This window comes from Micromonospora sp. DT201 (assembly GCF_049841575.1).
In the GTDB taxonomy this organism is placed as follows: Bacteria; Actinomycetota; Actinomycetes; order Mycobacteriales; family Micromonosporaceae; genus Micromonospora.
Window position 1 is genome coordinate 241070 of sequence record NZ_JBNCKP010000007.1, and the last position, 19503, is coordinate 260572.

Consider the following 19503-nt stretch of genomic DNA (forward strand, 5'->3'; position numbering starts at 1 on the left):
GTTTCCGCGCCGGTCGGCCCGTACGCGGTACGGTATGTCACCCGGTAGGATGGCCGCACTATGTCGAAGGAGCAACGGGGCAAGTTCGACCCCGCCCGCAGCCTGGCCATCCTCTGGCGAACTCGCGAGCCGACCAGCCGTAGCGCCGGGCCGGGGCTCAGCGTCGACCGGATCGTCCGGGCGGCCGTCGAGATCGCTGACGTCGAGGGCATCGACGCACTCACCATGCGTCGGGTCAGTGAGGCGCTGAGCGTCGGAACGATGTCGGTCTACACGTACGTCCCCGGCAAAGCCGAGCTGCTCGACGTCATGGTCGACGTGCTCTACGGCGGGATGGCGCGCCCGGCGGAGATCCCCGGCGGTTGGCGAGCCCGGCTCGAGCAGATCGCCCGGGAGAACCTGAAGCTCTACCAGGCCCACCCGTGGCTCCTGCGCGCCGAAACCAGCCGGCCCGTGCTCGGCCCCAACCTGCTCGCCAAGTACGACTACGAGTTGGCTGCCGTGGCCGGCATCGGCCTCGACGACGTGGAGATGGACTCCGTGCTCACCCTGGTCCTCGGGCACGTTCGGAGCGCCGCCCGGGTCGCACTGGACATGGTCAACCTGGAGCGCGAGACCGGCATGACGGACAACCAGTGGTGGCAGTCGCACGCCCCCTGGCTGGAGAAGTTCATGAAGTCGGGCAGTTACCCGACGGCCGCCCGGGTGGGCACGGCGGCCGGCGAAGCGCACGGCGCGGCGTACGGGCCGGAGTATGCGTTCGAGTTCGGCCTCCAGCGTGTGCTCGACGGCATCGCGGTGATCGTCGCCGAGCGTTCGGCCGGACCGGCTCGCGCCGACGTCGGCCGGGCCGGGGAAGGCCCGGCCGACGCCGGATAGGCCGCGACGACACCCGCCGCACCTGGTCGTGGTACGGATCAGAGGCAGTCAGCGGCGGCGTTGAAGGCGTCCACCACCGCGTCCTCGAAGACACCGGAAAAGTCGACCAGGAACCTGTCCAGATCCTTGGTCGTCGAGATCATCTCGCCGGCCGAGCACGCTTCGGACGGGTTCATCTCCGTCACGTCCACCGACTTGCCCTTGATCTTCATGTAGCCCCGAGCGTGTACGCCCGGGATGTTCGGGTCGTCGCCGGGCAGGACGGTGTCGGTGAGCCCGAGCGGCTCGATGATCCGGGCCCGGATCTCCTCGGCGTAGCTGCGACCGGTAACCGCCCTGATCAGCAGTCCGAGCACGATGTAGTTGGTGTTCGAGTACTCGAACGTACTGCCGGGGGTGGCGCTGCCCCGGCCGCCGTGGACCAGAACGAACGTCGCCACGCCCTGGAGCCTTGCACACGGGTACGACAGCCACCGCCCGCGGCTTCGCCCACGACAGTGCGCCGGATCGTCCTTGGACTACCGCTGCCGTGCGCCGGGTTGGCAACACTTTGCGGAAGCGGGAGCCCGGGGGTTGGGCACGGAGCGCGCGGCGGCCCACGACGGATCGCAACGACGGATGCTGGAGGCAAGCGACGCGACGGCGGGGGAGCCAGGTGGTGTACGCGCGGCGCTGCCCACGATCGCGAGTCGCAGACCGCACACCAGTGCGTTGGTTTCCGAACGGTGTAGGGCTGTTTCTGTTGATTCAACGAAAGGCGATCACCGTTCCGAACGCGGCGGTGGCTGGCACGAAAAGCTCTCCGGATGCTGCTCGACAGAGCGGAACCTCGTTGGTCCGGAGGAGTTCCTTCGTCGCGGTCAGGTCGCGGACTTCGACCGTGTAGGCAACGAGGGCGGGCAGTGCCGGTGGTTGCTGTCCGGGCAGAGCCTCGGCGAGGCGGGATGCCCGCACGAGGGTCAGTGTTGCCGCACCGAGATCGAACACCCACCCACGCGCGTTGGCCCTGGGTGTGTGGTCAAGGTAAGCCTCGTAGCGTGTCCGGACAGCGTCCAACTCGGAGTCGGCGATGCAGAGCGTTGCGTCGACGAGACCGACGGCACCGTTGGGATGGTCGGTTGCGCGGGAGCTCTGGATTCCGGGATCCAGATCCGCGGCGACACCGATCCTGCCTTCTGCCTCCACGCCAGGTCGGACGCCGTCGATCTCGAGATATCGGACTGTTTCGACTCGGGGGACTGCTGGGCGTCGCACAGTGTCAACCCCGCCGTGTCGTATCCCGGAGTTCGTCAGGCGAGCTGCCGTCGCCTCGATATCGGAGGAGGACAGCATCAGGATGTGCAGGCCCTCGTACCGGTCCAGGCAGTCGGACAGATTCGCGCTGGTGGCGATGATCCGCTCCAGCAGCGATGGCAGCACGCTGGGCGGGGCGTCCAGCGGGACCAGTCGCGCGTCGGCCGGCACCCGACTACCTCCGCCGTCGACGACGGTCACCAGTTCGACGAAGTCCTGAGAAAAGTCGGCGTGGGTGTTGGCCGCGCCGAACGGCTCGAGTGTGCCTCCGTCCTGCGGCACCATCGCGGGATAACTCGGCGTGGGCAGCGCGAACCCTAACCGTCGATACAGCTTGAGCGCGGCTGGCATTTCGCGGACCACGTGACCGACGTGGTGCAGGCGGGTGATCTCAGGGGTCATGTCGACCACGCTAGAAGTAGCTTGACCATATGGTCAATCTACTATGGAAGTGGGTACCCTCAGACCAATGAGCGCGCAGCACGTAGACGGTAGGCGTCTGCGTTACCAGCACCGGCGGCCCGAACTGCTCGATGCCGTGGTCGACTACGTTCTCGCGCATGGGTTGGCGAATCTGGCGATGCGACCGTTGGCCGAGGCAGTAGGGGTCAGCCACGGGGCCCTGCTGCACCACTTCGGCACAAAGGAGGCCCTCCTCATCGAGGTGACCGATGTGCTTCGCCAGCGGTTGGCCGACGCGGCCGGCCTAGCCAGCTCATCCGGCAGCCTGGCCGACCTCGGCTCGTGGTGGCGGAGGTCGACGACCGCAGACCGCCTGCCGGTCTATCGCTTGTTGTTCGAGGTCTTCGCTCAGGCCACACGAGAGCCGGAGCGCTATGAGCGTTTCCTTCAGCAAGCAATGCACGACGCGCTTGGGCTCATACAGCGGCTAGTTTTGGCAGAAGGATGCCCCAGCGAGCAAGCGCCCTTGATCGCATCGATGATCGTGGCCCAGGCGCGCGGCCTGCAGCTCGATCTCCTGGCCACCAACGACCGCGAACGCGTCGACCATGCCTTCTCTGTCTTCATCGGCCTGATCGACAGCCTGAGGCAAAGCTGGACCGGCGAGCAACCATCAACGCGACCGCGCTGACGAGGTTGATCCGGCGTGGAGGGGCCGGAGCAGGCCCCGTCTGCTCACGTCGAGTCGAATGCGTTTCGGAGGCCGGCGGGCAGTGGAGGGCGACCGCGTCACTGCATAGCGGTGGCAGGGGGGTGACCGAATGATTCGGGGCAGCGGAAGGTGTACAGCGAATAGCCACGCCCGATCTGCACGCCGACGAAGTCTGGGGACGCGGCCGGGTTCTCCTCGGATGGGCGCCAGCTGCAATTCATGCCGTTCCAGTCGCCCGAGTCCACGGTGAAAGTCAAGGTCATCGTGGCGCCGCAGACGGCACAATCCATTGGGTACGGATCGGTCAGTGACCAGTTCGCGTACCCGCCGACCTTCCATCCCGGCGCCAGCGACAGGTCGCTCTGATAGTGGGGACGGCTCTTGTCTTCGTCGTCATCCCACTCGTCGAGCCGCTCGCGTAGGTCATCGGGGAGCAGGTCGGCGTATTGGTACTCGCGGACCTGTTCGGGGTGCACGACGCACGGAACCGGCAGGTACGTGTCGCTGATCGCGGGCGGCTCGGGAGGCGCCTCGAGCAGCGGGCCGACGGCAGAACTGTCGCGCCAGTAGAGAAAGACGCGAGGGCTGTAGTGCCGGTCCGAGTGGTCCACCGGGCACCACAGCACCTGGAGCAGGTCGGTGCCGTCCGGACCGGCGTAGTCCGGGACATCTTGTCGGTACAGCTGCGCGACCGGGACCAGCGGGATGGGATCCTCGATCAGGTCGTCGAGGTTCAGAGCGTCGGCCGCATCGAGCTCGGCCCGCTCCTCCGCAGTCAAGAAGTCCCCGCCCGGCAGCGGCTCCCGGGTTTCTGCGGTCGCGAGGATCTCCCGCCTGCGGAGCAGGGCGGCCGGGGTGGTCAGGTTGTATGGCTCGTGCGCTCCGGCGTCGTCGCAGACCGGCCATACCTCGTCGGCCGGCCACAGCAGCGGTCCACCGACCGAGCTGTCCGTAACGGTCGGAGCGCCGGGTCGGGGATGCAGGCGGGTAGCCGTGAGGGAATGTTCCCGCAGTTCGGGGAAGAGCGCGGTGATGTCTAGGGGACGCGGAGGCGTGGTGCGGACCATAGAAGCGGATCTTATGGCCCGCGTGCTGGTCCTGAGTTCCACAGACCGGCCACTTTACCGGGGCCGAGGGGCGCGAGAAACTGGTCGGGTTCTTCAGCGTGTTCGCACCTGGTGCCAGCCGGTTCGACAAAGGTCGAGGTAAATGCTGAGCCGCCAGGGGTTGGAAGCCGGCGACCACACCATCCAGCCGTTCCTGTCTTGACTGTGGACATGCCTGTTCGGTGTCCAGCCGCCACCCTGACAACCCGATGCTGCGCGACCGGCCCCCCGTGCGAGGCGTCGACCCAATAGGATGACCGTCGATGGAGATCGCGCCTTGGGAACCCGCCACGCTGGCCGATGCGGGGTCGTTGGCAGCCCTGTTCCGGCGAGTCGAGGCGGCTGCGCCCGTCGGCCTTGAGCAGCACGCTGACGACGTCACGACACGGCTGGCGGCTCTCGGGCCGGATCTCGGGTCGGGTGCCCGGGTCGGCCGCGATGACGACGGGGACGTCGCCGCGTACGGGGAGGTCGCGGAGATGGGCGAGGTCGATGATGTCCTCCGGATCCGGCTGGCCAACGTGGTCCGTCCCGACACCGCGAACGACGTCCGTGCGGAGTTGTACCAGTGGCTCCTCGGACAGGCCGAGCAGGTGCGGCAGGCCCGCGGATCCGCGCAGGCAGCCGTTCTCGGCACCCGGTGCGCTGAGAACGATCGCGTCGGACGCGAGCTGCTGGCCCGGCACGGCTTCGAGTTGGTCCGGCACGAGCGGGACCTGGTCCTGGCGCTGCCGGAGTCGCTGCCCACCGAAGTGCTGCCGCCTGGCCTGGTGTCGAGCCCCGTCGACGAGCGCTACGAGGAACTGGCGCGGCTGGCCCACAACGAGGCCTACGCCGACAGCCCGTCTGCGATCCGACCAGACCAGCGCACCTGGCCAGCGCACGCCATCGCGCACCCCCGATTCCTGCCCGACCTGTCCTGCCTGGTGCTCGTGGAGGCGGACGGGGCCGAAAACCCCGTGGCCGGCTTCCTGTTTGCGCTCGCCGACGACGACACGGAGAAACCCACCGCAGTGCTGCACTGTCTGGGCAGCCGAGTTCCCTGGCGCCGCCGTGGCCTCGCCACCGCCATGATCACACACGCCCTCCGCAGGGCTCGGTCCGCAGGTTTTCAGCAGGTGCGCCTCCGGGTGAGTGACACCAATCCGGCCGCTCTCGCGCTCTACCGCAAGCTCGGCTTCGTCGGCTCGGGGCGCGGGTACGCGGTGCTGATGCGACGCCTCGGCCCTGATTCCAGCTGACACCGCGTTGCTCGGCTGACTCGACCGGGCAGGCGGCGTGACAGCGATTTCGGCGAGCTCAGACCCCTCGGAGGCAACGTCAACCGCATCAAGATGATCAAGCGATAGATGTACGGCCGCGCGAGCCTCGGCCTCCTCCAAGAACGCGCCCTCGCCACACCGTGAACCACCACCAGGATTACTCGCCGAGTGAGTGCCAGAGCCGCGACTGATGCGGCGCTGACAACACACCCGATACACCGGCGCGCAGTGGACCGACCTGCCCTTGCGCGATCTGTAGCTATGAGACAGTCGCTAGATTCGTTGAAGTTTGAATCGCTGGTTGGCGCCGGTGCCGGGTGTCCACTGGGAGATGCGGGCACCGTCGGCGGTCGAAGCCTGCCAAACGTCCATTGCCAGACCGCTTTGCCGGTTGATGAGTCTGACCACCCCGCCGCCCTGGTCGTCGACCCGCCATTGCTGGCTGGCGGCGTTGGGTGCGTCGGGTTGCTGGGTGATGTCGGCGCCAGTGCTGTTGCTGGCGGCCTGTAGGAACAGGCCGCTGTGCCGTGCCCTGATCCGGAAGTGGCCCCCGTCCGCCGGGAGAAACTCGAACTGCTGGTTCTGTCCGCTGCCGCTCTGCCACTGGATCAGCAACGCGCCGGCGGCGGTGGACGCACCGTTGATGTCGGCGGCCTTGCCGCTGTGCTGGGCCACGAGCCGGTAGTACGCACCAGCCTCGACCGGCCCCGAGTTGACCCCGGACGCGCGGTAGGTGTGGCCGGCCTGGCCGGTGAACTGCACGAGATCGGCCTCGATCCGCGTCGGCTGGACGGCGCTGCCGCTCGTCTCGTCGCGCAGTTCGAAGGTGCCGGCGAAGATCCGGTTGCGAACGCGGATGGGGCCGGCGCGGTCGGGAGTGACGAGGAGCTCGACTCGGCTGCTGCTCCAAGCGGCGCCGACGGTGTATCCGCCGCGGCCCCGGAGCCCGGTGACCTGCCCGGTTGGCCAGGCGGATGGTAGTGCGGGCAGGAGGTGTAGTTCGCTGTTGTGGCTTTGTAGCAGCATTTCGGCGATGCCGGAGGTGGCGCCGAAGTTGCCGTCGATCTGGAATGGCGGGTGCAGGTCGAACATGTTCGGTGCGAGCCGGTCGGTGCGTACCAGGTCGCGGAGGAGCTTGTGGGCGCGGGTGGCCTCTTCCAGTCGAGCCCAATAGTTGATCTTCCAGGCGAGTGACCAGCCGGTGCCGTCGTCGCCGCGCAGTTCCAGGGTCTGTCGTGCGGCCTGGTGCAGCTGTGGTGTGCCGCGTTTGGTGATCTGGTTGCTGGGGTGCAGCCCGTACAGGTGGGAGACGTGCCGGTGAGTCCGCTCGGTCTCCACCCAGTCGGCGAGCCATTCCTGGATGTTGCCGCGGGACCCGACCCGCGTCGGCGGCAGCCGGTCCCGGGCAGTCAGTATCTGGGTGCGGTAGTTGGCATCCACATTGAGGACTTCGGCGGCCCGTGCGACGCCGTTGAACAGGTCACGCAGGATCTGGTTGTCCATCGTCGGCCCCGCGCAGACGCTGGCGTTCGTGTGATGACGCAGCTCGGGCGAGTTTGACGGATTGGTGACGAGGTAGCCGAGCGTCGGGTGGCTGACCAGCGTGTCGAGGAAGAACTGGGCAGCGCCTTTCATGGCCGGGTAGTTGGCGCGCAGGAACTCGACGTCTCCGGTGAACTGGTAGTGGTCCCAGATCATGGTGGCCAGCCAGGCGCCGCCGGTTTGCCACATTCCCCACAGGGCTTCGTCGACCACCGAGGAGCCGCGCCACGCGTCGGTGTTGTGGTGGGTGACCCAACCCCCTGCGCCGTACTGCACCTGAGCAGTGCGGGCGCCGGTCACCGTCAGATCTTTGATCATGTCGAAGACCGGCAGGTAGCACTCGGCCAGGTTGGTGGTGTCGGCCGGCCAGTAGTTCATCGGCAGGTTCGCGTTGATGGTGTACTTCGAGTCCCAGGAGGGAGCCATCTGGTCATTCCAGATCCCCTGCAGGTTCGCCGGCTGGCTGCCCGGCCGCGAGGAGGAGATCAGCAGGTAGCGACCGTACTGGAACAGCAGCGCGGAAAACTGCGGATCGTTGACGCTCGCGTGCTGCGCGATCCGCACGTCGGTGGTCTGGTCGGCCGCCGTCGTGCGTCCCAGATCGATCGACACCCGGTTGAACAGCGCCTGATAGTCGGCCACGTGGCGGCCGCGCAACTGGTCGAAGCCGATGGTGCGGGCCGCGTCGAGGTGCCGTCGCGCGATGCCCTGGTAGTCGCCGTTGACGGTCCGGTAGTTGACGTAACTGGAGCCGATCGACACCAACAGGGTGACGCTGGTCGCGCCGGAGACCCGCAGCGTGCCGCCGGAGCTGCTGACCGTGCCGCCGCTCGCGGTGGCATTGGCCAGAGCAAGGAACCGGACCTGCCCGTTGATGCCCTCCATGTTGCCGGAAACGCCGTCGAGGCCAATCGTGGCGGCGTCCGGGCTGGACACGGTCGTCCGTTGCGGGCTGTTGAACGTGGCGGTGAACGTGATCGCGTTTGCCCGGTCGGCGGTCAACCGGATCACGATCACCTGGTCCGGTGCGCTGGCGAACATCTCACGCTGAAACCGCACCCCGTTGAGCACGTAGCTGGTGGTAGCGATGGCCGTGGTCAGATCGAGGGTCCGCTGGTACTGCGACGCCCCGCTGGCACTGCCAAAAGCGAGCCGCAGGTCGCCGACCGGCTGGTAGGCCAACTGCCCGACCGGACTGCCCAGCATGGTCTGGTTGATCAGATCCTGCGCCTGCGTCCACTGATCGGCAAAGACCCGCCGCTGAATCTCCGCCAGGTTGGCCGCACCACGGGTGTTGGCCGAGTCATACGGGCCGCCGGCCCACACAGTGTCCTCGTTGAGCTGCAGCCGATCGGTGTCGACATTTCCGAACACCATCGCGCCCAACCGGCCGTTGCCAATCGGCAGAGCGCGTAACCAATCCGAACTCGCCGGCTCGTCGTACCACAACGCCATGTCGTTGGCTGCCAGCACCTGTGGGGGTGCAGTCGACCCGGCCCGAGCGGCTGCGGTCCAACCCGCCGGCAACAGCATGACGCCAGCCCCAGCCGCCCCGGCTCCGAGAAGTTTCCGTCGTGTCACTTCAGACATCTTGTCTCCTTCATCCAGCCCGAGTGACGCAGCGGCGGCCCCAGCCGCCCGGTCGTGCCGATCGCAGGGCAGGAGAAGCGGAACGTTGACGAGGACGTCGCCTGAGTCCTTCGAGGGTGTCACGGCGTCCGACATTCATCAGACGTCACATGTTAACAACCGACATAAAAGATGGTCAATGCGTTGCCACGGGACCACCTGCGATGCTGTCGTCCGACGGCCAAGGGCTCGTAAGCCAGCCCACACCGTTCGCGCCATCGCCCTGCGGAGTCGGCGCGCAAGAGGCGATCGACTGACGGGTGCTCCCCTAAAGGTCAGACGTCGACGAGGTCGAAGACAGGAGGGCTTTAGCCGGAAGTCTGGCGGCCAATCGCCGGAGCCGCTGCGACCGGTGCCTCTGACCTGCTGTCTCAGGCATCAAGAATCTGCCATTCCTGACTGATCTCGCCGCTGACCGGTTGCTGGACCGCCCTGGCGCCGTCCGCAGTGGAGCCGCCTTCGACACCGACACACCAGCCATTGCTCACGTTGACCAACCGGTAGTTTCCGCTGGTCGTCGCCGGGACGAGATTCCACCACTGGTTACGTCCACCGTTGTCGGCCCATTGAACGAGTGCCGCGCCCTGGCCCGAGCCACCTGGACTGTCCAGGACCTTCCCGCTCTTGACACCGACCAGCCGGAATGAGCCATCGCTGTTGGACAGCAGCCGCCACTGCTGGTTGGTCGCGCCAGTCCACGGCCACTGGATGACGGTTGCCCCGTCCGTGGTGGCGCCGCCGTTGACGTCCAACACCTTTGCGCTGCGCCGGTTGACAATTCGAACGACGCCGCCGGCGGCGGCTGGCAGGCCTACGACGACCTGTATCTGTTGCCCGGCCGTCAACGAGATCACCCGGGCATTCGGGCCGAGCGGCGAGGGGGTGACCGTCGCGGAAGTGGTGATGGATGCCATCCCGCGCCGGCTGAGCAGGGTGATCGCCTGGGTGATCGTCGAGGTGAGTACCACGGTTACCGAGCGACCAGGAAGATCCCAGGAGAGGGTGTGAATGCGGACCTGATTGCGTCCGCGGACACCGGTGATGGTGCCCCTGGCGAGCTGGCCGGGCACGGCGGGCAGCAACTCGATGACGCCGGGCCTGGTGTAGACAAGCGCTTCGCTGAGCACGGCCGGCAGCGCGTTGGCCGCATCGGCGTTGTAGGTCTCCAGGTTCGGGTTGTGTGCTGTCATCAGCGATCGGAAGATCATGTTGTTGCCGATGATCTTCCGCAGGTTGCTGTAGACGCCGGCACCGTCCTTGAGTCGAGCGTAGGCGAGGGCTCGATGCAGGCTGCCGTGCGCGGAGGTGTTCTCGTCACCGCGCAGCGCCAGGGCCCTGAGCGCGGCGGTGACCAGCCCGGGCGCCTCCTCGGGATTGATCTCGTGCAGGGGCCACGCGCCGTACAGGTGATGGACGTGCCGATGGTTGTAGCGGTCCGTGAGGCCCGGCCAGGACCATTCGGCGAGGGCGCCGCTGCCGTTGACCGTGTAGGGCGGGAGCTTTGCCAGCAGGGCCGTCCAGCGCGCGACACCTCGACCGGCGCCCTGTTCGACACCGAGCGCGTTGGCAGCCTCGACGGCCGCCCGCAGGGCGTGTCTGCCGGCCTGGATGTCGCCGGTGGCGTTGATCGCCAGCAGGACGTTCGTGCTGGCCGGCGAGTTCTCCATCGAGAACGACGGCACGAACACCACACGGCCGGCCGAATCGGTGCGGCTCAGGAAGTCCTCGTAGAACAGCGCCAGCTCCATCAGCGCCGGTCCCAGCTTCTCGGCCAGAAACGTCCGGTCCCCGGTGACCTGGTAGTACTCCAAAAGCGGATAGAGCAACCAGTCCGCGCCACCGGTCCAGCACTGGCCGGGGAAGCCGGGGTCGAAGTGCAGCATGTAGCCGTACTCGCCGTCGGTTCGCGATGGGGCCAGGAAGCCGCGGGCACCGTACAGGTTGCGAGCGTTCGTGCGCCAGTGAGCGAGCTGGCCGAGGATCAGGTTGAAGTAGCCCTGCATGGCATCGGTGAGGTCGAGAATGTTGCCGCCGGCGACCTGGAGGTTGATGTTGGCATCGGTGGTGAAGTCGTCGGCCCAGGCGCCATTCCAGGTGCCGGTCCAGATTCCGGTCAGCCGCGGCGGCAGTACGCCGCTGGAGCTGATGAACAGGTAACGGCCGCTGTCGTAGAGGCGCTCCAGCAGGGCCACATCGATGGTGTTGCGGTTGGCGTTCTGCCGGGCGATCAGCGCGGTGGTCGACAGTTGCCGGTCGGCGGCGGAGACGTTCAGGTCCAGGCGGGAGCGGTCGAACATCGCCGAGTGCAGGGTGACGTGCCGGGTCCGCAGCTCGGCATAGTCGGCGCGCACCGCGGCCAGCGCCGCGTGCAGCGGCCTGCTGTCCCAGGCCGTGGGTGACTCGTACCGATCGAGTTTGGTCAGCAGGAGGAGTCTGGTTGCTGCGGTGACGACGATGCTCGACCCGTTCGCGGCTACCGTGCCACCGGTGGCGACGACCCGGGTGACGCCCTCGAAGCCGAACGCGCCCTGCCCGGACGGGTAGGTGCCTCGCAGGTTCAGGTAACCGGAACCGTCGATGACGCTGGCCAGGGTGGTGAAACGGACCGAGCCGGGGACACCGGCGAGGGAGGTGTTGGCGCTCAGCGTCGCGTCGATCGACCGGCCGGATGCCGGGGTCAGTTCGTGTACGACGACGTTGTCGGCTCGGGAGGCGAAGGCGCGGCGAGTCCAGGTGCCGTTGCTGTCGGTCCAGGTGGAGGTGACCTCTCCGGTCCGGAAGTCGGTGCTGCGGGCGTATCCGTTGGCGGTGGTCATGCCGGGAGTGCTGATCTGCAACTCGAAGCCGGGGTGGTAGGTCTGGGTCCAGCGCAGGCTCCAGCCGGCCGCGAAGTCAGTGTTGGCTCCGGCGTAGTTCCCGGCCAGCGCCTTGTCTCGTACGCCGGCCAGCCGCCCCGAGATCACTGGCGGGGTCACGCCCCGGCTGCCGTTGGGCAGGACGAAGCGGTGGTGATTGAAGATCACCTTCTCGAGGGTCGGCGTTCCGTACAGGACCGCGCCGTACTCGCCGTTGCCGGTGAGGAACCCGTCCGTCCAGGTTGTCGCCGCGGTCGCGTCGTAGATCCCGCGCTCGGGCAGGGTGACCTGAGGCGCAGCGGCGGCGGCGCGTCCGGCGCCCACGGCCGGGATCAGGGCCGCCGAGCCGGTGGTCAAAGCGGCGGTGGCGAGCAGGCGCCTACGGCTCACGGGCAGGTCTGACATCAGAAGTTCCTCTCGACACCGAGGCTGAAGGGTTGTGCGATCGGATCGTGGCCTACTCGGGCTCGGGAACCCCACGCCCGAGTAGGCATCACAACGATCGTCAGCTGGTCACCGGCGGTCGGACTTGCAACCACCTCTGGTGCTGGTCAGACGCGTACGAACTGCCACTGTTGGTTGGTCCCGCTGTTGGCGGTCCACTGCACGACCTGCGCGCCGTCACTTGTCGCTGCGGCGTAGACGTCGGCCGCCAGTCCGCTGGCCTGGTTGACGATGGTGTAGTAGCCGTCACCGGTGGGCCGCAGGTACCACGACTGGTTGGTGCCGCCGTTTGCCGACCACTGCTGTAGTTGCAGGCCCGTCGTGGTGCTGCCGGCGTTGACGTCGAGCATCTTTCCGGAGGCGGTGTAGCGCAGGGTGTAGGCGTCCTGCGTGGTGCTGATGGTCCAGGTGGGGGTGCCGCTCTGCTGGACCGCCTTGGCACCGTCGGCGGTGGAGTTGCCGGCGATGGCGAGAGGCTTGCCGCTGTTGCGGTTGACGATGCGGTAGGTGCCGGGAGTGGGCCCGGTTCCGCCGCTTCCACCGAGGTTGAGGTATTCGACCGAGTCGGTGAAGAGGGTGCTGCCGGACTTGGCGGTCGACAGCTGCAGGTACACGCGGTTGCCGGTGGCGGGGGCGGTGAAGGACACCGGCTGGGTGACCCGTGAGCCGAGCGGGACGGTCAGGGTGTTGCTGCCGGACGCGACGACCGCGCCGGTCGGGCTGTCGAGCCGGGCGGTCCAGGCGAAGTTCACCGAGGTGTTGGTGAAGTCGTCGTTGAACACGGTGATGTTGCGGGTCACCGTGGAGTTACGGGCGTAGCTGGGCACCGCCTGCGGCAGTGGGAAGTTGCCGTTCGAGTCCGAATTGCCGGAGGCGGACCAGTAGGGGAGGTCGACCGCCGCCACCGGGTTGAACGCCGCCTGCACGCGCTGGATCTGTGCGTTGCTCCACGGGTCGGTCAGATTGTCCGCGCCGTAGACCGGGCGAGTGTTCTCCTCCGTGGTGAAGTCGGTGGTTCGCACTCCGGGCACGACGCTGGCCCAGGCGGACAGCAGCGTGTACGGGCGCAGGTCGCTGGCGTCCTTGCCGCGCTTGGCAGCAGTTGCGGTGGCGAACCACGTGAAGCCCTGCTTGGTGCTGCAGGCAGGCCAGATGTACTCGCCTTCGCCGTCCGGACGCCCGGAATTGCGATTCAGGGCCTCGCCGTAGCGGCCGACGCCGTCCAGGTAGTGCGCGAAGATGGCGAAGTTGGAGTAGTTCATGGCCGGATACCGGCTGGGCGAGTCCGCGCCTGGGCCGGCGTCGATGCTGATCGGCCGGGTGCCGTCATTGCCGTTCATCGCCGCGTAAAGGTCCTGTTGGAACTGCTGCGAGTCGTTGTTGTTGGAGCTGGGCTCGTTGATCTGGCTCCAGCGGATGATCGCCGGATGGTTGCGGTCGCGCAGGGTCAGTGCACGAGCGTGGGCCACCATGTTGGTGCGTCCGGACACGAAGTCCTGGGAGCCACTGCGGATAGCGGTCTCGTCGATGACCATCAGGCCCATCTCGTCGGCCACGTCGAGCATGTACGGGCTGGCCGGTTCCATGTGCATGCGTACCACGTTGTAGTTGAGCCGCTGGTAGTTGTTCACCGCCGCGGGCCAGCCGCCGTTGCCGGACGACGGCGGCAGGAACCCGGGCAGGGTGTCGTACGCGTCGCCCTTGCCGCCGTTGTTGATCCGGTCGTAGTCGGCACCCTGCAGGCTGTCGCCACGGAAGTTCACCCGCACGCCGTTGAGGTAGTAGTACTCGCCGTTCTGCGTGCTCTCCCGGAACCCGAAGCGGTACGTGGCGTCACTGGTGCGGCCGTCGTCAGCGGTGGCGCGGATCGCCAGGCGGTGCAGTTGGGCCCGGTATCCGGACCGGTACGGCACATTGGGCCACCAATACGAGGTGGCGCCGAGGTTCCACGCCACGGGGCCCACCGTGACCTTCGCCGTCGAACGGGCCGCCACCGTCACGGTCTGCTGCGGCAGCTGCGGGTAGCTGAAAGAGCCCGCACCGTCGGACGTGATCGATCCGTTCAGGGTGACCGTTCTGCTCGCGGACGAGGAGTTGGTCACCGACACGTCGTAGCTGAGGGTGCGGTTCGCCACCGAGGTGCGGACGAACGTGTCGCTGACATACACCGCCGGGTACACCCGCAGGGACGCGGACCGGTAGATGCCCTGCGGTATCGCCTCGGACCAGTCGGCCGCGATGGGGACCAGGTACTTGCCGTCGGACGACCTCAACGCACCGCGGCCCTTCACCTGCACGCTGATCGTGTGGGTGGTGCCCGGTGCGGCGTAGCCACTGATGTCGAAGTTCGACGGGGTGAACGCCGTCGTCTGGGTGGCGACCACCCGGCCGTCGACCGACAGTGTCGCCTGGTGGTTGACGGCGCCGAACTCGATCCAGGTCGACTGCGGCTGCCCCGAGTCCGGCACGGTGATGCTGCGCGAGTAGACCGCCTCGTTCACGTCGGTGAAGCCCTGCTTGTACCAGCCGCCACCGGGCACCGCGATCGAGGTCGTTCCCCGACCCGAGGGCGTGAAGCTCCACGTCCCGGCCAGGTCGACCGAGGTGATCGCGGCGTTCCCGGCCGCCACACCGTCAAGTCCGGCGGCCGCGACACTCTGCGTCTCGACCGGCGCGGCCAGGGCCGACTCGGGGGTCGCCAGGGGCAGGCCGCCCAGCGTCAGGGTCAGGCCGAGCGTCACGGTCGCGGCCAGGCCTCTGACCGACGCCGACAATCGGCCACCCCAGTGGACGTTCGTACGATGCACGGTTACCTCCTGTGACTCACCGACAGTCTTACGACTCCGGGTCAAGGCTTCGATGCTGGCGGTAGTCGAATCGATTCGACGACCCGCAGCCGTCGTCGACCACCCGCGAGGGGAAACACGGCCGACACATAGATGCGATTAACCGGCAACGCGGGCACTGAGTCAAGGATTTTGACTCATCTATCTTGTGCTGAAGCCTGAAATCCCACTAATCCCGACAAAACCCGCAGTAAAGGTAGGATGAAAGGCCCGTCGTCGATCACCGCCCGGAACATGTCGAGCTGGTCGACGGCTCTCAGCTTGCCGAGCAGGACTGCGTGCAGTCGTTGCTACACGTCGGCGTCGTTCCAGTCCCGCAACGTGCGCCGGCAGGTCATCCCCGAACCGAACCTGAGTTCTCTTTGGGCAGGTACTCCCACGGGATCGCGGTGTAGAGCGCGAACAGGATCCCGCACAACGCCTCGCTCAGCTCCAACGGAACAATCGCGAGCCGATGGCGCCGAAGACGACCGTGTAGCCGACCATCAGCAGCAGGTGTATTGGCTCCGGGGCGCCCCCGACCACGTGGCACGGATGGCCGCCAGGCCGGCACCCAACGGGGTGGCCGCGCCGATGGTAGACAGGGCGCCGGGCAGCATATCTACCGGTGGCCGAGCAAACCCCTTGAGCCTCGCCCCGCCCTGGGGCGACGCCCGGGTTGCGCAGGCCAGATGAGAGCCACACGACCAGCGTGGGCAGCCGCATAGAGAGCGACAGCCCGCGCGTCTCGACCAAAGCCTGGCCGGGCCACGGTCGCAGGTTAATGGAACGAGTAGCCGGTGACCGGACGCTGCGGCTTTGCGGAGGCCACCATGTTTGTCACAACGAGGTACGGTCGCAGCGATCGGATTTCAGGGAGCGCGCCAGTCGCTCAATTCCAGGCAACGAAGGACGAGTCCATGTCCACTCTGTACGAGTTCGCTGGCGGTGACGAGGCGCTGCATCGTCTGGAGGAATTGTTCTATGCCAAGGTGCTGGACGACCCCGTGCTGCGCAACGTGTTCCCCGCTCGCCAGCCGGGCCATGTCGAACACCTCACGTGGTTCACCGCCGAGTCCTTCGGCGGCCCCGACAGGTTCACCACCGGACTGGGATTCACGTACATCATTGACGTCCACCGCAATCTAAAGATCACCGACGAGCAGCGAGAGCGGTTCGTCGCCCTTTACCTCGAAGCGATCGATGAAGCCGGCCTACCGGACGATGACGCTTTCCGGGCGGCCGTGCGCGAACACCTCGAATTCGGCGCCCGCGTGGCCCAACAGAACTCACATGCCGAGAGCGATGACCAGCTGCATCCGATCCGTGAGGTTCCCGCTTGGACGTGGCCGCGACAGTCTGAAAACTGACGGGCATCCGCGAACGTGTCGTACTGCCGCTCGGTCAACGCGGCCGCCCGCGTCGCCTCGTACCTGGAGGCAACCGCATGCAGCTCGTCCTCTCAGAGGCGGAAGATCCGAACAATCAACCCGGTGTCGTGCATCGTGTGTGGCGCGAAGGCGTGGTAGGCCCACGCGTGCACCCAGGCGTTGCCGGTCCGTACGGTGAGCCAGGTCTTGAATGCGCCGGGCAGCGTGTAGATGAGAAGCACGAACAGGATCGTCAGCGTGGCCTCGCGCGGCGACCCGAACCTGCCCCAGCCCTCGAACACGTGCAGCGCCGCGTACGTGAGGCCGCCGAGAACGAGGGTCGCGGTGGTGGAGCCGGTCAGACGGGCGTATCGGGGGACGAGGACGCTCTGCACGAAGATGACTGTGGGCAGCACCGTGCCAGCAAAGTACAGCAGGAATGTCAGTGGCACTCCGACGGCGAGCTGACCCGGGGCCAGGCCGGCGAACGCGTGGCCGAGCACCACCCATTGCGCGAGCGATTCGAGGACCAGCACGGCGAGGATGAGGATGGCATCGCCGCGCCGATCCGCCGAGCGCAGGCACATCTGGTGGGCGGTGTAACGCCGCCGGAACCACAGGAGTGGCAACAGCGCGTAGACCACAACGTTGTACGTGGCCCAGCCGAGAGCTTCGGCGGGCCCGACCGGATCGGTGGCACCGACGAGCGTACCGGCCAGGTGGAAGCCGATCGGGTGCCAGCCGAGCCCCCGGCCGATGAGTAGGCCACCGAGTTGGGCGAGGACGCCGTACGCCAGGACGAGTGCCGTTTCACGGCGAGCGGTCGGGAGCGTCGGTGCGCGTTCGGCGATCACCGGTGCGGGTCGACCACGGGTGAGCGCGTAAGCGATGGCGGCGAGCAGCACCAACTCGACGAGGGTGGCCTGAGCGGCGATCACCTGGCCGGGCCCGGATGGCGGGTCGTGCTGCGCCGGCCAGGCGAAGGGGGCGTCGCCGGGCGCGAGGAGCAGTACCGCGCCGTTGAGCGCGATCCAGCCGACCACCGCTGCCGTGAGCCAGGCGTGTTCTCGACGTGACACAGGCGCTCCCGCCTATCTAGCACAGTTGTGATAGCAGCAAGAAGCTAACACGAGCGTGTTATAAAGGGTAGTGCCAAAGCTGGTGGATGCGCAGGCCCGACGGACCGAGCTCGCCGAGGCGGTCTGGCGGATCGTGATGCGGGACGGGCTCGAGCAGGCCTCGGTGCGAAACGTGGCGCGCGAGGCCGGCCTGTCCATGGGTTCGTTGCGCCATTTCTTCACCACCCAGTCCGAACTCCTCGGATTCGCCCTACGGCTGGTGGGAGAACGGATCGAGCAGCGGATCCGAGCCGTGGACACCACGGGCGACCCGCGTGCGGTGGTCCGGTCGATGATCGACGAGATGCTGCCGCTGGACCGGCCACGGCGCGGCGAGTGCACAGTGTGGCTCGCGTTCACGGCACGCGCCCTCGTAGAACCGACCATGGCCGGCCTGCGTAAGGAAATCGACAACCGCCTCACCGACGCCTTCACGACCATGATCCGGCGACTGGCCGACGCCGGTGCGCTCCGGCCCGGGCTCGATCAGAGGGTCGAGGCAGAGCGTCTCTACGCCCTCGTCGACGGCGTGATCCTGCACGCCCTCCTGCACCCCGGCCGGACCTCGAACGCAACCGCCAAGGCCACTGTCGGCGCACACCTCGACCAGATCGCGCCAGCCGCCGCGGATGAACGCTGATCAGCCGTACGGCGGCGGATCACCCGGCCCACGAAGCCGCCGAGGACGTTGATACTCGGAAAGCACACCGTTTCGTATCACAGCCACACCCGCCTTCACAGCCGCGCCGGGTGGGCGCCGTGCGCTCATCTGGCGGTCACCGTCAGGCCCCACGCCGATCATCGGACTACAGGCGGACAGGTGGATGGCAGCCGAGCTCTGGCAACAGCCCCGTGATGTAGTAACCGTCCTCACCGACGCGGGTGGCAACGTCGAGTTCGACTGTCGTCGCCGTGATGCGTAACCGGTGGACTTCCCAGTGGCGGTGCCGCAGGTCGCGTAGCCAGGCTTGCTCGACCTCTCCGCAGGCCCTGGTCCGCCGATTCGGCACCACGATTCGTGGGGTACCTGCCAGAGTGGTTCATGCCCTTGAGCGCGTACCACCTCAGAACCTCGGTCGCCGTGTCCGACATTCAGAAGGCCGTGGCCTTTTACGAAGGCGCGCTGGGCCTGCGAGCGTTGCGGTCCGGCCCCAGCGCCACCATCGCCGACGGCAGCCGCGTCTATGGCTCCGGTGGCGGACCGGCGTTGAACGTGTACCAGTCGGTCACTGCCGGGAAGACCCCGGCGACGCTGGCGACGTGGTACGTCGACGACATCGACCAGATTGTCGACGAGCTCTCCTCGTCCGGCGTCGAGTTCGTTCGCTACGAGCAGCTCGAGCACGACGCCAAGGGGATCACCGCGCGGGCCGGAGGTGGACGTATCGCGTGGTTCCAGGACCCAGACGGCAACACCTTCGCTCTCGAAGCCGACGTGTGACCATGACCGCGTCACCGTAGGTGCCGGCTCGGTACTGGCGGGCTGTCGACCTGGTGGTTCGCACCTGTCGCCAGGCGTCCTAACGCCGGCTGCAGGCAAGATAAGTCGATGGCGACGATAAGACGGTTCGACAGCGCCGATGCTCCCGCCGTGGCGGGCCTCATCGAACGCTGCCTGCGTGAGGTCAACAGTCGCGACTATCCGAGGGAGGTCATCGAGCGGATGTGCGACCACTTCACCGAGCAACGCATCAAGGAACTCGCCATCCAACGACAGATGTTCGTCGCAGAGGCAGACGGGATCGCCGGCACGGTCTCCCGCGACGGCAACAAGGTCTACACCATGTTCGTGCACCCACGGGCCGCCGGTCGCGGCATAGGACGCCTCCTCATGCGCCACATCGAGGCGCTGGCGGTGGTCGACGGCTACGACCACATGGAAACCGGAGCGAGCATCACAGGGCATGGCTTCTACCGTCGGCTCGGCTACATCGACGTCCGCAGCACGGAGACTGAGTTCGGCTTCAACTACATCCTGCGCCGCAATCTGCCCTGACGGAAGCAGTGGCCACCGAAGCTAGATGCAAGGTGCCGCGCGGAGGGGGTAGGGCGGTGTCCGCTCATGT

At 67.2% G+C, this 19503-nt stretch carries 14 protein-coding genes; 7 read left to right on the top strand and 7 right to left on the bottom strand.

What is annotated here, in order from left to right; genetic code table 11:
• Nucleotides 1–60 precede the first annotated feature (60 nt).
• Entirely contained in the window at nucleotides 61–879 is an 819-nt protein-coding gene (locus ACLQ28_RS15315; RefSeq protein WP_425686932.1) for a TetR/AcrR family transcriptional regulator, read from the top strand.
• A gap of 38 nt (nucleotides 880–917) precedes the next feature.
• On the opposite strand, the gene ACLQ28_RS15320 is transcribed toward ACLQ28_RS15315, so the two are convergent.
• Both ACLQ28_RS15320 and ACLQ28_RS15325 read right to left on the bottom strand, forming a co-directional pair.
• A complete protein-coding gene (locus ACLQ28_RS15320) occupies nucleotides 918–1319 on the bottom strand; it encodes a serine hydrolase domain-containing protein (RefSeq protein ID WP_425686933.1) in 402 nt (133 codons plus the stop codon).
• A gap of 307 nt (nucleotides 1320–1626) precedes the next feature.
• Nucleotides 1627–2574 carry a VOC family protein gene (locus ACLQ28_RS15325; RefSeq protein WP_425686934.1) on the bottom strand — a complete coding sequence of 316 codons (948 nt, stop codon included), beginning with the start codon at nucleotides 2572–2574 and terminating at the stop codon, nucleotides 1627–1629.
• Nucleotides 2575–2641: 67 nt separating this feature from the next.
• Here ACLQ28_RS15325 and ACLQ28_RS15330 point away from each other — a divergent pair, with 67 nt between their 5' ends.
• Entirely contained in the window at nucleotides 2642–3265 is a 624-nt protein-coding gene (locus ACLQ28_RS15330; RefSeq protein WP_425686935.1) for a TetR/AcrR family transcriptional regulator, read from the top strand.
• 98 nt (nucleotides 3266–3363) lie between these two features.
• On the opposite strand, the gene ACLQ28_RS15335 is transcribed toward ACLQ28_RS15330, so the two are convergent.
• The gene (locus tag ACLQ28_RS15335; RefSeq protein WP_425686936.1) at nucleotides 3364–4395 is read right to left on the bottom strand and encodes a hypothetical protein; all 1032 of its coding nucleotides are present in this window, start codon (nucleotides 4393–4395) and stop codon (nucleotides 3364–3366) included.
• Nucleotides 4396–4655: 260 nt separating this feature from the next.
• Between ACLQ28_RS15335 and ACLQ28_RS15340 the strand changes: the two genes are divergently transcribed.
• Nucleotides 4656–5633: a GNAT family N-acetyltransferase gene (locus ACLQ28_RS15340; protein WP_425686937.1), complete on the top strand. Its 978-nt coding sequence runs from the start codon at nucleotides 4656–4658 to the stop codon at nucleotides 5631–5633.
• Nucleotides 5634–5927: 294 nt separating this feature from the next.
• On the opposite strand, the gene ACLQ28_RS15345 is transcribed toward ACLQ28_RS15340, so the two are convergent.
• The 3 genes from ACLQ28_RS15345 to ACLQ28_RS15355 form a co-directional block, all read right to left on the bottom strand.
• The gene (locus ACLQ28_RS15345; protein WP_425686938.1) at nucleotides 5928–8786 is read right to left on the bottom strand and encodes a glycosyl hydrolase family 95 catalytic domain-containing protein; all 2859 of its coding nucleotides are present in this window, start codon (nucleotides 8784–8786) and stop codon (nucleotides 5928–5930) included.
• Between the two features lie 410 nt (nucleotides 8787–9196).
• Nucleotides 9197–12085 (bottom strand): glycosyl hydrolase family 95 catalytic domain-containing protein, encoded by a 2889-nt coding sequence (locus tag ACLQ28_RS15350; protein ID WP_425686939.1) that lies wholly within the window; start codon nucleotides 12083–12085, stop codon nucleotides 9197–9199.
• A 146-nt stretch (nucleotides 12086–12231) separates the two neighbouring features.
• On the bottom strand, nucleotides 12232–14931 hold the full coding sequence (locus ACLQ28_RS15355; RefSeq protein WP_425686940.1) for an RICIN domain-containing protein: 2700 nt from the start codon (nucleotides 14929–14931) through the stop codon (nucleotides 12232–12234).
• 938 nt (nucleotides 14932–15869) lie between these two features.
• Between ACLQ28_RS15355 and ACLQ28_RS15360 the strand changes: the two genes are divergently transcribed.
• Complete coding sequence (locus ACLQ28_RS15360) at nucleotides 15870–16319, top strand: group II truncated hemoglobin (protein ID WP_425686941.1); 450 nt, start codon at nucleotides 15870–15872, stop codon at nucleotides 16317–16319.
• Nucleotides 16320–16411: 92 nt separating this feature from the next.
• Here ACLQ28_RS15360 and ACLQ28_RS15365 read toward each other — a convergent pair whose 3' ends face one another.
• Nucleotides 16412–17398, bottom strand: coding sequence for a hypothetical protein (locus tag ACLQ28_RS15365; RefSeq protein ID WP_425686942.1), 987 nt, complete (start codon nucleotides 17396–17398; stop codon nucleotides 16412–16414).
• A 70-nt stretch (nucleotides 17399–17468) separates the two neighbouring features.
• Between ACLQ28_RS15365 and ACLQ28_RS15370 the strand changes: the two genes are divergently transcribed.
• From ACLQ28_RS15370 to ACLQ28_RS15380, 3 genes are all read left to right on the top strand, one after another.
• A complete protein-coding gene (locus tag ACLQ28_RS15370; RefSeq protein ID WP_425686943.1) occupies nucleotides 17469–18077 on the top strand; it encodes a TetR/AcrR family transcriptional regulator in 609 nt (202 codons plus the stop codon).
• Between the two features lie 441 nt (nucleotides 18078–18518).
• On the top strand, nucleotides 18519–18878 hold the full coding sequence (locus ACLQ28_RS15375) for a VOC family protein (protein ID WP_425686944.1): 360 nt from the start codon (nucleotides 18519–18521) through the stop codon (nucleotides 18876–18878).
• A gap of 108 nt (nucleotides 18879–18986) precedes the next feature.
• Nucleotides 18987–19433: a GNAT family N-acetyltransferase gene (locus ACLQ28_RS15380; RefSeq protein ID WP_425686945.1), complete on the top strand. Its 447-nt coding sequence runs from the start codon at nucleotides 18987–18989 to the stop codon at nucleotides 19431–19433.
• The last annotated feature ends 70 nt before the right edge of the window (nucleotides 19434–19503 follow it).

Bases quoted from the DNA above. Each gene is read 5' to 3' on its own strand.
- ACLQ28_RS15345 (WP_425686938.1), bottom strand. From the start codon at position 8,786: ATGTCTGAAGTGACACGACGGAAACTTCTCGGAGCCGGGGCGGCTGGG.
- ACLQ28_RS15325 (WP_425686934.1), bottom strand. From the start codon at position 2,574: ATGACCCCTGAGATCACCCGCCTGCACCACGTCGGTCACGTGGTCCGC.
- ACLQ28_RS15330 (WP_425686935.1), top strand. From the start codon at position 2,642: ATGAGCGCGCAGCACGTAGACGGTAGGCGTCTGCGTTACCAGCACCGG.
- ACLQ28_RS15350 (WP_425686939.1), bottom strand. From the start codon at position 12,085: ATGTCAGACCTGCCCGTGAGCCGTAGGCGCCTGCTCGCCACCGCCGCT.
- ACLQ28_RS15340 (WP_425686937.1), top strand. From the start codon at position 4,656: ATGGAGATCGCGCCTTGGGAACCCGCCACGCTGGCCGATGCGGGGTCG.
- ACLQ28_RS15315 (WP_425686932.1), top strand. From the start codon at position 61: ATGTCGAAGGAGCAACGGGGCAAGTTCGACCCCGCCCGCAGCCTGGCC.
- ACLQ28_RS15360 (WP_425686941.1), top strand. From the start codon at position 15,870: ATGTCCACTCTGTACGAGTTCGCTGGCGGTGACGAGGCGCTGCATCGT.
- ACLQ28_RS15380 (WP_425686945.1), top strand. From the start codon at position 18,987: ATGGCGACGATAAGACGGTTCGACAGCGCCGATGCTCCCGCCGTGGCG.